This window comes from Pseudomonas sp. KK4, assembly GCF_001984065.1.
Classification (GTDB): domain Bacteria; phylum Pseudomonadota; class Gammaproteobacteria; order Pseudomonadales; family Pseudomonadaceae; genus Aquipseudomonas.
Map to the genome: position 1 here is coordinate 1 of NZ_LYVP01000127.1, position 14287 is coordinate 14287.

16 protein-coding genes and 1 riboswitch are annotated in these 14287 nt (G+C 63.3%); of the genes, 2 read left to right on the forward strand and 14 right to left on the reverse strand.

What is annotated here, in order from left to right:
• Positions 1 to 230: 230 nt before the first annotated feature.
• The 14 genes from B0W55_RS25450 to cobO form a co-directional block, all read right to left on the reverse strand.
• Positions 231 to 797, reverse strand: coding sequence for a glutathione peroxidase (locus B0W55_RS25450; protein WP_077048673.1), 567 nt, complete (start codon positions 795 to 797; stop codon positions 231 to 233).
• A 70-nt stretch (positions 798 to 867) separates the two neighbouring features.
• A complete protein-coding gene (locus B0W55_RS31295; protein ID WP_256576398.1) occupies positions 868 to 990 on the reverse strand; it encodes a hypothetical protein in 123 nt (40 codons plus the stop codon).
• Positions 987 to 2195, reverse strand: a complete 1209-nt coding sequence (locus B0W55_RS25455; RefSeq protein WP_077048674.1) for an MFS transporter — start codon at positions 2193 to 2195, stop codon at positions 987 to 989. The genes B0W55_RS31295 and B0W55_RS25455 overlap by 4 nt, the downstream gene beginning before the upstream one ends.
• 52 nt (positions 2196 to 2247) lie before the next feature.
• Positions 2248 to 2652, reverse strand: coding sequence for a MarR family winged helix-turn-helix transcriptional regulator (locus B0W55_RS25460; protein ID WP_077048675.1), 405 nt, complete (start codon positions 2650 to 2652; stop codon positions 2248 to 2250).
• Between the two features lie 150 nt (positions 2653 to 2802).
• Positions 2803 to 3537 carry an adenosylcobinamide-GDP ribazoletransferase gene (locus B0W55_RS25465; protein ID WP_077048676.1) on the reverse strand — a complete coding sequence of 245 codons (735 nt, stop codon included), beginning with the start codon at positions 3535 to 3537 and terminating at the stop codon, positions 2803 to 2805.
• Between the two features lie 2 nt (positions 3538 to 3539).
• Complete coding sequence (cobC, locus tag B0W55_RS25470) at positions 3540 to 4115, reverse strand: alpha-ribazole phosphatase family protein (RefSeq protein WP_077048677.1); 576 nt, start codon at positions 4113 to 4115, stop codon at positions 3540 to 3542.
• Entirely contained in the window at positions 4112 to 5167 is a 1056-nt protein-coding gene (gene cobT / locus B0W55_RS25475; protein ID WP_077048678.1) for a nicotinate-nucleotide--dimethylbenzimidazole phosphoribosyltransferase, read from the reverse strand. Before cobT ends, cobC begins: the two co-directional genes overlap by 4 nt.
• Entirely contained in the window at positions 5164 to 5685 is a 522-nt protein-coding gene (cobU, locus tag B0W55_RS25480; protein ID WP_077048679.1) for a bifunctional adenosylcobinamide kinase/adenosylcobinamide-phosphate guanylyltransferase, read from the reverse strand. The genes cobT and cobU overlap by 4 nt, the downstream gene beginning before the upstream one ends.
• A gap of 131 nt (positions 5686 to 5816) precedes the next feature.
• Positions 5817 to 7268, reverse strand: a complete 1452-nt coding sequence (locus tag B0W55_RS25485; protein ID WP_077048680.1) for a cobyric acid synthase — start codon at positions 7266 to 7268, stop codon at positions 5817 to 5819.
• Positions 7265 to 8257 (reverse strand): threonine-phosphate decarboxylase CobD, encoded by a 993-nt coding sequence (gene cobD / locus B0W55_RS25490; protein ID WP_077048681.1) that lies wholly within the window; start codon positions 8255 to 8257, stop codon positions 7265 to 7267. Before cobD ends, B0W55_RS25485 begins: the two co-directional genes overlap by 4 nt.
• The gene (gene cbiB / locus B0W55_RS25495; RefSeq protein WP_077048682.1) at positions 8250 to 9158 is read right to left on the reverse strand and encodes an adenosylcobinamide-phosphate synthase CbiB; all 909 of its coding nucleotides are present in this window, start codon (positions 9156 to 9158) and stop codon (positions 8250 to 8252) included. The genes cobD and cbiB overlap by 8 nt, the downstream gene beginning before the upstream one ends.
• Positions 9155 to 9805, reverse strand: a complete 651-nt coding sequence (gene bluB / locus B0W55_RS25500) for a 5,6-dimethylbenzimidazole synthase (RefSeq protein WP_077048683.1) — start codon at positions 9803 to 9805, stop codon at positions 9155 to 9157. Before bluB ends, cbiB begins: the two co-directional genes overlap by 4 nt.
• On the reverse strand, positions 9802 to 11184 hold the full coding sequence (locus tag B0W55_RS25505) for a cobyrinate a,c-diamide synthase (RefSeq protein ID WP_077048684.1): 1383 nt from the start codon (positions 11182 to 11184) through the stop codon (positions 9802 to 9804). The genes bluB and B0W55_RS25505 overlap by 4 nt, the downstream gene beginning before the upstream one ends.
• On the reverse strand, positions 11181 to 11792 hold the full coding sequence (gene cobO, locus B0W55_RS25510; protein WP_077048685.1) for a cob(I)yrinic acid a,c-diamide adenosyltransferase: 612 nt from the start codon (positions 11790 to 11792) through the stop codon (positions 11181 to 11183). Before cobO ends, B0W55_RS25505 begins: the two co-directional genes overlap by 4 nt.
• Positions 11793 to 11873: 81 nt before the next feature.
• A riboswitch (cobalamin riboswitch) is annotated at positions 11874 to 12104 on the reverse strand.
• 154 nt (positions 12105 to 12258) lie between these two features.
• On the opposite strand from cobO, the gene B0W55_RS25515 reads away from it, so the two are divergent.
• The gene (locus tag B0W55_RS25515; protein WP_077048686.1) at positions 12259 to 12843 is read left to right on the forward strand and encodes a hypothetical protein; all 585 of its coding nucleotides are present in this window, start codon (positions 12259 to 12261) and stop codon (positions 12841 to 12843) included.
• A 67-nt stretch (positions 12844 to 12910) separates the two neighbouring features.
• Entirely contained in the window at positions 12911 to 14224 is a 1314-nt protein-coding gene (locus B0W55_RS25520) for a sorbosone dehydrogenase family protein (protein ID WP_077048687.1), read from the forward strand.
• Positions 14225 to 14287 lie beyond the last annotated feature (63 nt).

Genomic DNA, 14287 nt, shown 5'->3' on the forward strand with positions numbered 1-14287 from the left:
TGAATGCCGCAGCGAAGGAACCCCGAGCCCTAGCGAGGGGCCGGACGCCGGGGCAAGCGTTTTTGGTTACTTTTGAGGCGTTTGTCAAAAGTGACTCGCCGTAAGGGCGAAACCCTAAGCGGCCGTTACCGCAGCAACGGATATGTGCCCAGTCAACAACAGCCAGGTCGGCCCGAAGGCCGCCTTCGCGAGCAAGCCCGCTCCCACAGGGATCGGGTACGTCCAACAGCTCAGGGCGCCGAAGCCAACGGCGGCGACGCCAAAGCCTTCTCGACCGCCTCGATAAACTCCGGATCATCCGGCTTGGTCAGGCTCGAGAAGTTGGCGATCACCTTACCCTGACGATCCACCACGTACTTGTAGAAATTCCACTTCGGCGCACTGCTCTGTTCGGCCAGCACCTTGAACAGATGGGTGGCATCGTCGCCGCGGACGTTCTGCGGATCAGTCATGGTGAAGGTCACGCCATAATTCACATAACAGACCTTGGCAGTCTCGGCGCCATCCTTGGACTCCTGCTTGAAGTCATTGGACGGCACACCGATGACCTCCAGCCCCTGATCCTTGTACCGCTGATTCAATGCCTCCAGGCTTTTGAACTGCGGTGCGAAGCCGCAGAAACTGGCAGTGTTGACCACTACCAGCGGCTTGCCGGCAAAGCGCTGGCACAGATCGATGGACTCATTGGCGCGCAACTTGGGCAACGAGCCTTGCAGCAGCGCCGGGCAGTCAGCCGCTTGAGCCAATCCGCCAAACGCCACCAGTAATGCAGGAACGGCCAACCAACGCATCAGCATATCGGTGCTTCCTTGTGAGCCAGTGTCGAGGTCGACGTTACTCGCCCTGCCTTGCTGCTAGCAAGCGCCTCTAACAGGCACCCATACCTAGCTGCATCAAGGCCAGCCCGCCCTGATGCCAGCCCCACCATGCCAGGGCCAGCAGCAAGGTACAGACAGCCAGCACGGTGATTCGCGGCCACAGGCTGTTCATGTCGCGCTCATTTGCGATTGCAGGCGCGCCACGGGGCGCTCGCGCACCGGCCAGTTCAACGCGGCGGCCATCAGGCTCAAGAGAATCGCCACCTGCCAGATCAAGTCATAGCTCCCGGTTCGGTCATATACCACCCCGCCCAGCCAGCCGCCCAGGAACGAGCCGAGCTGGTGGAACAGGAACACGATCCCACCGAGCATGGACAGGTTTCGCACACCGAACAAGGTCGCGACCGTACCGTTGGTCAAGGGCACCGTCGACAGCCACAAAAAGCCCATGGCCATGCCGAACAGATAAGCGGTCGTGGTGGTGACCGGCGCCCACAGGAACAACCCGATCACCACCGCCCGCAACAGATACAAACCGGTGAGCAACCGCGGCTTGGACATGCGCCCACCCAGCCAGCCGGCGGTGTAGGTGCCGAAGATGTTGAACAGCCCGATCAGCGCCAGCACCGTCGTACCCACGGTCGCCGGCAGATGCTGGTCCACCAGGTACGCCGGCAAGTGCACGCCGATGAACACCACCTGGAAACCGCAGACAAAAAAGCCGAACGCCAGCAGCCAGAACCCCGAATGGGAACAGGCTTCGCGCAGGGCTTCGGTCAAGGTTTGCTCGTGGCCCAGCACCGGCAGGGGTTTGTCCTTGAGCATGCTCACCAGCGGGACGATCAGCGCCACCAGTATTCCCAGCGCCAGCAGGGCCGTGGACCAGCCGAGCCAGCCGATCAGCCCCAGTGTGCCGGGCAACATGGCGAACTGACCGAAGGAACCGGCGGCACTGGCGATGCCCATGCCCATGCTGCGTTTCTCCGGCGGCACGGCGCGCCCGACCACGCCGAGGATCACCGAGAACGAGGTGCCAGAGAGGCCGAGGCCGATCAGCAGGCCGGCGCTGAGTGACAGGGTCGCCGCCGAATCGGACATGCCCATGAACACCAAACCCAGGGCGTACAGCACGCCACCGATGAGCACCACCTTCGCCGCGCCAAAACGATCGGCCAGCGCCCCGGTAAACGGCTGCGCCAGGCCCCAGATCAGGTTTTGCAGGGCGATGGCGAAGGCAAAGACCTCACGGCCCCAGCCGAACTCGGCGCTCATCGGTGCCAGGAACAGACCGAAGCCGTGCCGCACCCCCAGAGACAAAGCCAGGATCAGCGCACTCCCCAACAGCACCCAACCGCATGTACGCCACATCGATGTCATTATTGTTCTCCGGTCGCGGGTATATACCCGCTTAAAATCGAACGAACCGGCCTCACGCCAGTTCGTCCAACAACTTCAACAAGGTTTCGCGCTTTTCAGTCCCCAGGCGATCCACCAGCCGCTGCTGAGCGGCTTCCCAGGCAGGCAACGCGGCTTTCAAGCGCTCGGCACCGGCGTCGCTCAGGCGCACGATGCGATTGCGCATGTCCTCGCCCTCCACCAGCATCACCAGACCCTCGCCCTCCAGCACCCGCAGATTGCGCCCCAGCGTGCTGCGATCCAGGCCCATGGCCTCGGCCAGGGTGGAAATGCTCGGTTGATCCAGGCGCTGCAGATTGCACAGCAAAGAATACTGCGCAACGTTGATCCCGAAGCCGTCGAGAGCGCCGTCGTAGTGCCTGCTGACGCCACGGGCGGCGCGACGCAGGTTGATGCATAAACATTGGGAATCGAGCATGGTGCGTGTATATACCCGCGATTGATGGAATGCAAATTTATGTTACACGGAACCCTTTAGGAGCGAGCTCGCTCGCGATGAACGCAAACACACCGCGTTCATGCAGGGAGCCTGCGTCTTCGTTGACGCTCATCGCGAGCGAGCTCGCTCCTACAGGGTGAGTGCCAGGCCAACCAACAGCGTCATTTCCAGCAATTCCAGCAATGCCCCGGCCGTGTCGCCCGTGGTTCCGCCCAGTCGCCGCATCATTGCGTGCCTGGACCAAACGAACACCAGAACCGCCAACACGACGGCAATTGCACCACTGAGCCCGGCAATCAACACGCAGGCCAACCCACTGACCACCAACACCTGCTTACCGGCCGAACGCGGCAGATGATCGGCCAACGCCTGGCCCAGGCCACCGGGACGCACATAGGGCGTGGTCAGGAACAATCCCAACAACGCACTGCGCCCCAGCAACGGAACGATGATCAGGGCAACGGCATTGTGCTGCTCGATCAATGCCAGCAATGCGCAGAATTTCAACAGCAACACCAACACCAGCACGACCACCGCGCTCGGCCCGCTGCGCGGGTCTTTCATAATGGTCAGCGTCCGTTCACGGTCACCAAAACCACCCAGCCAGGCATCGGCACTGTCGGCCAGGCCATCGAGGTGCAGTGCGCCGCTGAGCAATACCCACCCCGTCAGCAACAACGCGGCATGCAGCAACAGCGGTGTCCCCAGCAAGACCCAGTTCAGTGCCCACAAAATCACGCCAAACAGCACACCCACCAGTGGGTAAAACAGCAGCGAACGGCCCAGTTCCTGGGGTTGTGGCATGCCCGGCAGCCGGATCGGCAGGCTGCTGAGAAATTGCAGGGCGATCCAGAACGGCAGCATGTTCAGCGCCCTTCCCTCAAGAGACCATCGGACTCGACCGACAACGAGAACAGCGCCCCATGACCCACCTCGACATTGAGCAACTGCTCACGGGGCAGGCCCCGCGCCTGGGCCAGCAGTAAACGCATGACGCCACCATGGCTGATCAGCAGCACCCGCTGGCCGGCGTACGTTGCCTGCAATCGCGCCACGGCGGTCAGCACCCGCACTGAAAACTGCGCCACCGGCTCACCCTGAGGCGGGGTGAAGGAATAAGGATCGGCCCAGAACTTCCCCAAAGCGTCAGCGTCCGTTTCCATCAACTGCGCAGCGCTTTGCCCTTCCCACGCGCCGAAGTGCAGTTCCTGCAGGTCGCGATCGAACGCCAACGGCAAGGCCAATTGCCCGGCGAGTTCCTCGGCGAACCGCGCGCATCGCTGCAACGGCGAGCTGACCAATCTGTCCCACGGCCCCCGCTCCATCACCGCTGCACGCATCTGCTGCCAGCCCTTTTCGGTCAGCGCATCGTCGAGGCTGCCGCGCAGGCCGCCGCCAAGTTCGGTTTCACCGTGGCGCAGCAGATCCAGATGCAAGGTCATGCCGGACGATCCGCCACCGCCGCTTCAGCGAAAGTCGCCATCTGCCCGTGCAGGTCGCAAGCCAGACGCAACAGCGGTACCGCCAGCGCCGCCCCGCTGCCCTCGCCCAGGCGTAAACCGAGATCGAGCAGCGGCTCGGCGCTCAGGGTTTCCAGCACATGCCGATGCCCCGGCTCGGCGCCGCGATGGCCGAACAACAACCACTGCCGAGCTTGCGGATTCAGACGCACCGCGACCAGCGCCGCGACGCTGCAGATAAAGCCGTCCACCAGCACCGCGATGCCTTCCTGCGCACAGGCCAGATAAGCGCCGACCAATGCTGCGATTTCAAAACCGCCGAGGTTGAACAGGGTTTGCAGCGCATCGCCACGCTGGGCACTGTGCAAGGCCAGCGCGCGCTCGATGACTTCGGCCTTGTGGTTGACGCCCGCCGCGTTCAATCCGGTGCCGGGCCCGGTCAGGTGCACCACCGGGCAATCCAGCAATGCACAGGCCAACGCACTGGCGGCCGTGGTGTTGCCGATGCCCATCTCGCCGCCGATGAACAACTGCGCGCCGTCCGCTTTCGCCCGCAGCACGCTGTCGCGACCGGCCTGAAGGGCGAGTTCGCCCTGGGCGGCGCTCATGGCCGGACCCTGCACGAAATTCGTCGTGCCCGGGCCGACGTTCAAGTGACGCACACCCGGCAGGTTCAACGACGGCGTAACCGTCCCCAGATCCACCACTTCAAGCGAAGCCCCCAACTGCCGCGCCAGCACGCTGATCGCCGCACCGCCGGTAACGAAGTTGTGCAGCATCTGCCCGGTGACCTCTTGAGGAAACGCCGACACCCCTTCAGCCACTACGCCATGGTCACCGGCAAAAATCGCGATCCAGACCTGCGCCAGGCTCGGTTTGATTTGCCCCTGCATCCCGGCCAATTGCACCGCCAGCGATTCCAGTTGGCCGAGGGAGCCGGCCGGTTTGGTCAGTTGCTGCTGCCGGGCCTGCGCTTGCTCCACGACATGGGCATCGATCGGCTTGCACGGGTTCTGCCACCAGGATTGAGTCATAACGCGGTTCCTTTCAGAGTCAGGGGCAGGCCGGCGACGGTCAGGACGACACGCTGACACCCCTCGGCCAGAGCTTGATGCAGCCAACCGGCTTCATCGACATAGCGGCGAGTCAATTCGCCCAGCGGCACGACACCCATTCCGGTCTCGTTGCTGACAAAAATGATTTCTCCCGGCAACGACGCCAGGCATTGCAGCAAGGCATCGCGCTCGGCGGCGAGGCGCTCGGCGTCGTCGAGCATCAGCAAGTTGGTCAGCCACAGAGTCAGGCAATCGACCAGCAGGCAGCGATCGGCGCGGGCGTTTTCCCGCAGGACGCGCGCCAGTTCGAGAGGCTCTTCGATCAGCGCCCAGTCGGCCGGGCGCCGGGCGCGGTGATGGGCGATGCGGTGGTTCATTTCGCCGTCCAGGGGTTGGCTGGTGGCGATGTAGGTGACGGCCAGGGCGCTGTCGCTTGCGAGCTTCTCGGCCAGGCGACTTTTGCCGGAGCGAGCGCCGCCGAGGATCAGTTGGAGCATGTGTTCATTTCCTGAATGCTTGGGTGTGGCCGCTGCCGTCTTCGCGAGCAAGCCCGCTCCCACTCTTGATCGGCGGTGAATACAACCTCTGTGGGAGCGGGCTTGCTCGCGAAAAGGCCAGAACCCTCACCTCAAATCCCACAGAGCTCACGCAACAGTCCGGTGTCCAGATGCTTCTCCACCAGATCCGCCAACCGCTCGATATCCCGCTCGCGCAAGCCGTGGTAATCCACCGCTTGCACATCCCGCAACCCCGCCCAGCGCAACAACGCACTGCACGCCGCCGGGGATTCGAACAGGCCATGCAAGTAGGTGCCGAAAATCTGCCCGTCGCAGCTGTGTGCGCCGTCGCAACGGCCATCATCGAGCTGCACCGCCGGGTTTTCCAGAGCCGCGCCGGTCGTCACGCCAGCGTGGATTTCATAGCCACTGACCTGCGCATCCTCGAGGACCAGACGCCCACGCACATTGCGCAGTTGCTTCTCCTGCTCAAGCGTCGTGTCAAACGCCAGCAAACCCAGTCCGGCACTGGAACCGGCCGCGCCCTCAAGGCCCAGCGGGTCGTGCACCTGTTGGCCAAGCATCTGCAGGCCGCCGCAAATCCCCAGCACTTTGCCACCGTAGCGCAGATGACGATTGATCGCAGTTTCCCAGCCGTTGGCCCGCAGATACGTGAGGTCGCTGCGTACGCTTTTCGAACCGGGAAGAATGATCAGGTCCGCCGCAGGAATCGCCTGCCCGGGACCGACGAATTGCAGATCGACCTGCGGGTGCAGGCGCAACGGGTCGAAATCGGTGTGATTGCTGATGCGCGGCAGCACCGGCACCACCACTTTCAGTACCTGATCGGCCTTGTCGATCTGGCGCTGATCGATGCCGTCCTCGGCCTCCAGGTGCAGGTCCATCACGTAGGGCAGCACGCCAATCACCGGTTTGCCGGTGCGCTGCTCCAGCCAGTCCAGGCCCGGTTGCAGCAAAGCGATGTCGCCGCGAAAACGGTTGATGATGAAGCCCTTGACCCGCGCCTGTTCGCTGGGCGACAGCAGTTCCAGCGTGCCCACCAGATGGGCGAACACTCCACCGCGGTTGATGTCGGCAATCAACACCACCGGGCAGTCCACCGCTTCGGCAAAGCCCATGTTGGCGATGTCGCCGGCACGCAGGTTGATCTCCGCCGGTGAGCCCGCGCCCTCGACCATCACTAATGGATAAGCCGCGCTCAAGCGGGCATGGGAGGCCAGCACGGCCTGCATGGCGATGGCCTTGTAGTCGTGATAGGCCACGGCGTTCATGGTGGTGACGGCGCGGCCATGGATGATCACCTGGGCGCCGGTGTCGCTGTTGGGTTTTAGCAGCACCGGGTTCATGTCGGTGTGCGGTTCGAGGAAAGCCGCCTGGGCCTGGACCGCCTGGGCGCGGCCGATTTCGCCACCGTCCGCCGTTACCGCGCTGTTGAGCGCCATGTTCTGTGGCTTGAACGGCACGACGCTGATGCCCTGACGGGTGACCCAGCGACACAGCGCCGTCACCAGCGTGCTTTTACCGGCGTCGGAGGTGGTGCCCTGCACCATCAACGTACTCATGAAGCGTCCCTGGCAAAGGCTTCGAAGGCGGCTGTCAGGCGCGCCCAATCGGCGTCATCACCCGGCAGGCCAAAACGCAGGCTGCCGGTCTGGCTGAACAGGCGCAGCAGAATGCCGCGCCGGGCCATGAACTCGTAAAGTGCTTCGGCGCGTTCGGTGACCAGCCACTGGAACAAGGCACAACCCCCCTGGGGCTTGAAGCCCTGCAGCTCGAGCAAGGTTGCCAGCCGTTCACTGGCCTCCTCGGCCCGCGCCCGTTGCCGTGCATGCCCATCGGTATCGCGCAGGCAAGCCTGCCCCACCACCCGGGTCGGACCGCTGACGGCCCAGGGGCCGACCTGTTCGGCGAGCAGCTTGAGCAACTTGCGCTCGGCCAAGACAAAACCCAGGCGTACCCCGGCCAGGCCAAAAAACTTGCCGAAGGAGCGCAGCACGATCAAACCGACCTGATGGGCAAACGGCGCCACGCTCAGATTCGGAGTGTTGTCCATGAACGCTTCGTCCACCACCAGCCAGCCGCCGCGCTGGGCCAGCCGTCCATGCCAGTCGAGCAAGCGGGCGGGGGTCAGGCTCAGGCCTGTGGGATTGTTCGGGTTGACCACCACCAGTACGTCGAGGCTGTCGACGAAGAAATCGACTTCCTGCTCCAGCACTTCGCGCACGATGTAACCGTTGCGGCGCCAGGCTTCGGCGTGCTCGGCGTAACAGGGCGACAGCACCCCCACCTTGCCAGCGCGGCGCAATCGCGGCAGCAACTGGATGGCCATTTGTGAACCGGCCACCGGCAACGCCTGCAAGGTGCCGTAATAATCGCAAGCGGCCTGCTCCAGCCCATCGTCGGTTTCCGGCAAGCGCGCCCAGGCCCGCAATGGAATATCCGGTACCGGAAACGGCCAGGGCGCCAGGCCGCTGGACAGGTCCAGCCAATCGGCTTCGTCGATGCCGTATTCGAGCGCCGCCTTGCGCAACCGGCCACCGTGCTCAAGCATAAAATTCAGCCCCCACGCAGAGAATCAGCAGCCATAACCATACCCCGCGCTGGACCAATTGCCAGCCGCGGTCGATGGCGTCCGCGTCTGCCGGGATGCCTTCACCCAATTGAGGACGCTCATGCAGTTCGCCGTGATAAATCGCCGGACCGCCCAATTCGACACCCAGCGCACCGGCGCCGGCCGCCATCACTGGCCCGGCATTGGGGCTGTCCCAGGTCGGGCCTTGTGTACGCCAGCATTTCAGGGCCAGTCGGGTCTTGCCCAACAGCGCGTAAGTCAATGCCACCAGGCGCGCGGGGATGTAATTGAGCACGTCGTCGATCTTCGCCGCCGCCCAGCCGAAACGCTCGAAGCGTTCATTGCGATAACCCCACATGGCATCCAGGGTATTGCTCAGACGATAGAGCACCACGCCCGGCGCGCCAGCCACGGCAAACCAGAACAGGGCAGCGAACACCGCGTCGCTGCCATTCTCCAGCACCGACTCGGTGGCGGCGCGGGCCACTTCGGTTTTATCCAGCTCGCTGGTTTTACGGCTGACCAGATAACTGACGCGGCTGCGTGCCGCTTCCAGGTCGTCGCTGCGCAAGGCTGTGGCTACAGGGGTGACATGCTCGCCGAGGCTGCGCATGCCGAGGGCGCAATAAAGTGCGAGAATCTCGACCACCCAGCCGACATAAGGCGCCCAGGAAAACGCCGTGGCCAGCAGCGTCAACGGCAGCACCGCGATCACCCACGCGGTGACGCCATGGCTGCGCCAGCCGCGACCGCCCGCGTTGAAACGTTGTTCGATGCGATCAGCAAAACGGCCGAACGCCACCAGCGGATGCCAGCGTTTGGGTTCGCCCAGCAGCGCATCCAGCGCCACGGCGGCGACACTCAACAACGCCACACTCATGGATGCACTCCCCAATAATTTTCGTATAACAATTCGTTCAACGGACGCTCCTGCGCCCAGCCTTCGAGCACCAGCATCGGTGCCGGGTAAAACGCTTTCACTGGTCCCAGGCACAGAACCGCCAAAGGTTTTGCCCCGACGGGCAAGCCCAGCAGGTCGGCCAGCGCCTGCGGCTCGAACAGCGACACCCAGCCCATGCCCAACCCTTCGGCGCGGGACGCCAGCCACAGGTTCTGGATCGCGCAGGACAACGACGCCATGTCCATTTCCGGCAAGGTTCGACGGCCGAAGATATGACGCTCACGGTCATCCATCAGCGCGGCCACCAGCACCTCGGCGCAATCATTGATGCCTTCGACCTTGAGCTGCATGAATTCGTCAGTGCGCTCGCCGAGGGCTTCGGCGGTGCGGACGCGCTCATCCTCCACCAGCGCCTGGATCTTGCCGCGCAGGGCTCGGTCGCTGATGCGGATGAAGCGCCAAGGCTGCATCAAGCCAACGCTGGGTGCCTGGTGCGCGGCTTCGAGCAGGCGCTGGAGCAGTTCGGGCTCGACCGTGCCGCCACTGAAGTGGCGCATGTCGCGGCGTTCTGCGATGGCTCGATAAACAGCATCGCGCTCGGCCTGGCTGAATGCGTTGTCTGTCATGGCCGCTTCGCGAGCAAGCCCGCTCCCACAGGGGTCAGGTGATCCAATGTGAGAGCGGGCTTGCTCGCGAAGGCGCCCTCAAGGTCAGGCGCAAAAAGCGCGGCGATCGCGGCCGGATTCGACGGAAAATAAAAATGCACATACGACGCCGTCATCCGCCCCTCACGGAAAACCGCCTCCGCCCCGCGCCCGCCGTTAGGACTCAAGCCACGGGCAATCGGCGTCAACTCAGTGGTGGTCAGCGAGTGGTGGTAGGTGTGTCCGCGCAGCGAACCTTCCGGCAGTTCAACCGCTTGCAAGGCCAGCGCAGCGAGGCGTTTCTGCATCACTGCATCGCCATTGAGCAGCCCGACCAGTTCTGCACGAGTGCCTTCGACATCGGTCAGCGAATCGAGCAGGTAGAGCATGCCGCCACATTCGGCCAGCAACGGTTTGCCGGCGGCGTGATGGGCGCGAATCGCCTCGAGCATCGACGTGTTTTGCGCCAGCGCCACATGGTGCAATTCCGGATAACCACCGGGCAGATACAGGCTGTCGGCTTCGGGCAAATCCGCATCGCGAATCGGCGAGAAAAACCGCAGTTCGGCGCCCATCGCCCTCAATAGATCGAGGCTGGCGCCATAGGTAAAGGCAAAGGCTTCGTCCCGGGCAACGGCAATGCGCACGCCGGCCAACAACGGCTCGGCAGCGATCACATCCGGGGCCGCGAACTCTACCGCCGGCGGCAACGCGACTTCGCAACTGCTGGCCAAGGCATCGGCCGCCGCATCCAGGCGCAGGTCGAGGTCGTTCAACTCGCTGGCCTGCACCAGACCGAGGTGGCGGCTCGGCAATTCGATCCCGGTTTCCCGGGACAAGGCGCCGTACCAGCGCAGGCCTTCGGTGAGGCTGCCTTCGAGCAACTGTGCGTGTCGCAGCGTACCCACGCGATTGGCCAGCACCCCGGCAAACGGCAGGTCCGGCTGGTAGCGCGCCAGGCCCAAGGCCAGTGCGCCAAAGGTCTGGGCCATGGCGGTGCCATCGATGACACCGAGCACCGGCACGCCGAAGTGCCGCGCCAGGTCCGCACTGGACGGCGTGCCGTCGAACAGTCCCATCACCCCTTCGATCAGAATCAGGTCGGCTTCGCCTGCGGCCTCCCACAACAGCCGACGGCTTTCCTGCTCGCCGACCATCCACATGTCCAGTTGATACACCGGCGCACCACTGGCGCGCTCGAGAATCATCGGGTCGAGAAAGTCCGGGCCGCATTTGAACACTCGGACCCTGCGTCCCTGATTGCGATGCAAACGGGCCAGCGCGGCGGTGACAGTGGTCTTGCCCTGACCGGAAGCCGGCGCGGCGATCAGAACCGCCGGGCAGTGACGAGGTTGATTCACAGCTCGACGCCTTTCTGCGCTTTGATCCCGGCCTGGAAGGCGTGCTTGATCATGCCCATTTCGGTGACGGTGTCGGCCAGTTCGATCATTTCCGGCTTGGCGCCGCGACCGGTGACCACCACGTGCTGCATCGGCGGACGCGCCTGCAAGTCACTGAGCACCTGATCGAGATCGAGGTAGCCGTGCTTGAGGGCGATGTTCAGTTCATCCAGCACCACCAGACCGATGGACGGATCGCGCAGCAGTTGCTGGGAAACCGCCCAGGCGGCTTCAGCGGCGGCGATGTCACGCTGACGGTCCTGGGTTTCCCAGGTAAAGCCCTCGCCCATCACGTGAAAACGCACCTGCTCGGGAAAGCGCCGGAAGAACAGTTCTTCGCCGGTGCTGTTGCGCCCCTTGATGAACTGCACCACCCCGCACTGCATGCCATGGCCCATGGAGCGGGCGAGCATGCCGAACGCCGAACTGCTCTTGCCCTTGCCGTTGCCGGTCAGCACCAGCAGCAGGCCGCATTCGTTGGGGGAATTGGCGATGCGCTCGTCGATCACGGCTTTCTTGCGCAGCATGCGCGCCAGATGACGTTCGTCACGATCAGGGGTATCAGTCATGGGGAGCTCTCCGTTGAGGCAGGAATAACGGCGGGCAGGCACAACAATAGATGGCAAGAAGCCTGGCATCGCCCACCGTGATGCCGCTTGGATGGATCAGGCCGGTCTCCGGGCTCATGAGCGGCGTTGGCCTGGCTGCGCGCCTTCCCATGTCGTCGACACAGTGGCTCAAGACGCAGCGTTCACTCATTTACCGTTGCGGGGGCAGCGCCGGGATCGCAAGCCTTCGATGCATTGCATCGGCCACTCACCGGCTTCCCTGTTTCACTCTGTCGACACATGCCACAGAGCACCTGAAACAAGCGGCGAAGGTTAGAGGGTTGGGGGTGGAGCGTCAATTAAAGCCGGGCGCCCGGTGCAGGAATATCGACTGGCGCCCAATATTCCGGCGCCAATCTTGTGCCACACTGATCACGGTGATATCAAAGAGCCATAACCCACAAACACAATAACAAGGGTGAGCCCCATGCAAGGCATGATCATCAGCAATCCGAAGCTGGAATTCCTGCGCCCGGCGCTGGAACGCTGGTTTGACTGTATCGACCGCTACAACGCCGTACGCGGTGACGGTGAAACACCCTACTGGCTCGATGAAAAGGCCAATCTCGGCTTGCTCAATGCCGCCGCCTGGATGGCCGAGATGGTCACCCTGCAACAATCGCCCACCCGCAAACAGATCGAAGAAGGTGAGCGCAACGCCCGCGCCGACCTGTTCATCGCCACGTCCGAAGCCCGCGCCTGGCTACAGGCCACGCAACGCTGGCCAAGGGTCAACAGCCTGCACCTGACACAGGCCTTGCAGGACATCACCGGCGCAGCCCGACAAATCAGCTACGCCAGCGACCTGAAGCTGGGCTGTCTGTTCGTGGCTCCGCAGAAGACCCAGCACGGCGCCACCCCCGAGGAATTGCAGGACATGGTCGATGACCTGCAAAAGGAAAACAGCTGCGCCGTGGCCTGGTACTTCCCCTATGCCTATCGCAAGTTGCGTGACGAAGCGGGCCACTATCACCCCGGCATCGCAGTGCTGCTCAAGGAGGCTCGTGGCTGACCGTTGAACCATCGCAGGCTTGCGCTTCTCTACTGATCAGGTCCATGCATTTATAGGGAAGATCAGTATGCGCAAGCCTCAGCACGTTCTCGTCCTCGCTCTCGCCTGCGGGCTCGCCGCCTGCGGTGAAACCTCCAGCCTGCAAGTCTCTGACGGCACCGGTCCTTCGCCCAAGCTGCCGGAGCCGAACAAGACCCTGTTCCCGACGATGAATATCGCCCCGGCCATCGGCTGGCCGGATGGCGCCAAACCGGTTGCGGCCAGCGGCACTCAGGTGGCGGCCTTTGCCGAAAATCTCGATCACCCGCGCTGGCTCTATGTACTGCCCAATGGCGACATTCTGGTCGCAGAGACCAACGCCCCGCCCAAGCCCGATGACAACAAGGGCATCAAGGGCTGGATCACCAAGAAAGTCATGGGCCGCGCCGGTGCCGGTACGCCAAGCCCCAACCGCATCACGCTGCTGCGCGATACCGACCATGACGGCATCGCCGAAACTCGTACGGTGTTTCTTGAAAACCTGAATTCGCCTTTCGGCATGACGCTGGTGGGCAATGACCTGTATGTCGCCGACACCGATCGCTTGCTGCGCTTCCACTATGAAAACGGTGACACGGCGATCAAGTCGCAGCCGATCAAAGTGGTCGACCTGCCCGGTGGCACGCTGAATCACCACTGGACGAAAAACGTGATCGCCAGCAAGGACGGCAGCAAGCTGTACGTCACCGTCGGTTCCAACAGTAACGTCGGCGAGAACGGTCTGGACCAGGAAGAGGGGCGCGCGGCGATCTGGGAAGTGGATCGCGCTACCGGTAACCATCGGATCTTTGCTTCCGGGATTCGCAACCCCAATGGCCTGGCCTGGGAACCGGCGAGCGGTGCGCTGTGGACCGCGGTCAACGAGCGGGATGAAATCGGCAGCGACCTGGTGCCGGACTACATTACCTCCGTGAAGGATGGTGGGTTTTATGGCTGGCCTTTCAGCTACTACGGTCAGCATGTCGATGTGCGCGTCGAGCCGCAAAACCCTGGCCTGGTGGCCAAGGCAATTGCGCCGGACTATGCGGTGGGCCCGCATACCGCGTCGCTGGGTCTGACATTCGCTGAAGGCAACACTTTGCCGGCGCAATTCAAGGAAGGCGCCTTCATCGGCCAACACGGCTCCTGGAACCGCAAGCCGCACAGTGGCTACAAAGTGATTTTCGTGCCGTTCAGCGCCGGCAAGCCGAACGGGCAGCCGGTTGATGTGCTGACGGGTTTTCTCAATGACGATGAAAAGGCCATGGGCCGGCCGGTGGGTGTGGTGATCGATCAGCAGGGTGGCCTGCTGGTGGCCGATGATGTGGGGAACAAGGTGTGGCGGGTGTCGGCCGTTAAATAACGCCACGTGCCACTGTGGGAGCGGGCTTGCTCGCGAAGGCGGAGTGTCAGATGGCATTAAAGT

Bases quoted from the DNA above. Each gene is read 5' to 3' on its own strand.
- B0W55_RS25450 (WP_077048673.1), bottom strand. From the start codon at position 797: ATGCTGATGCGTTGGTTGGCCGTTCCTGCATTACTGGTGGCGTTTGGC.
- B0W55_RS31295 (WP_256576398.1), bottom strand. From the start codon at position 990: ATGAACAGCCTGTGGCCGCGAATCACCGTGCTGGCTGTCTGTACCTTG.
- B0W55_RS25455 (WP_077048674.1), bottom strand. From the start codon at position 2,195: ATGACATCGATGTGGCGTACATGCGGTTGGGTGCTGTTGGGGAGTGCG.
- B0W55_RS25460 (WP_077048675.1), bottom strand. From the start codon at position 2,652: ATGCTCGATTCCCAATGTTTATGCATCAACCTGCGTCGCGCCGCCCGT.
- B0W55_RS25465 (WP_077048676.1), bottom strand. From the start codon at position 3,537: ATGCTGCCGTTCTGGATCGCCCTGCAATTTCTCAGCAGCCTGCCGATC.
- cobC (WP_077048677.1), bottom strand. From the start codon at position 4,115: ATGACCTTGCATCTGGATCTGCTGCGCCACGGTGAAACCGAACTTGGC.
- cobT (WP_077048678.1), bottom strand. From the start codon at position 5,167: ATGACTCAATCCTGGTGGCAGAACCCGTGCAAGCCGATCGATGCCCAT.
- cobU (WP_077048679.1), bottom strand. From the start codon at position 5,685: ATGCTCCAACTGATCCTCGGCGGCGCTCGCTCCGGCAAAAGTCGCCTG.
- B0W55_RS25485 (WP_077048680.1), bottom strand. From the start codon at position 7,268: ATGAGTACGTTGATGGTGCAGGGCACCACCTCCGACGCCGGTAAAAGC.
- cobD (WP_077048681.1), bottom strand. From the start codon at position 8,257: ATGCTTGAGCACGGTGGCCGGTTGCGCAAGGCGGCGCTCGAATACGGC.
- cbiB (WP_077048682.1), bottom strand. From the start codon at position 9,158: ATGAGTGTGGCGTTGTTGAGTGTCGCCGCCGTGGCGCTGGATGCGCTG.
- bluB (WP_077048683.1), bottom strand. From the start codon at position 9,805: ATGACAGACAACGCATTCAGCCAGGCCGAGCGCGATGCTGTTTATCGA.
- cobO (WP_077048685.1), bottom strand. From the start codon at position 11,792: ATGACTGATACCCCTGATCGTGACGAACGTCATCTGGCGCGCATGCTG.
- B0W55_RS25515 (WP_077048686.1), top strand. From the start codon at position 12,259: ATGCAAGGCATGATCATCAGCAATCCGAAGCTGGAATTCCTGCGCCCG.
- B0W55_RS25520 (WP_077048687.1), top strand. From the start codon at position 12,911: ATGCGCAAGCCTCAGCACGTTCTCGTCCTCGCTCTCGCCTGCGGGCTC.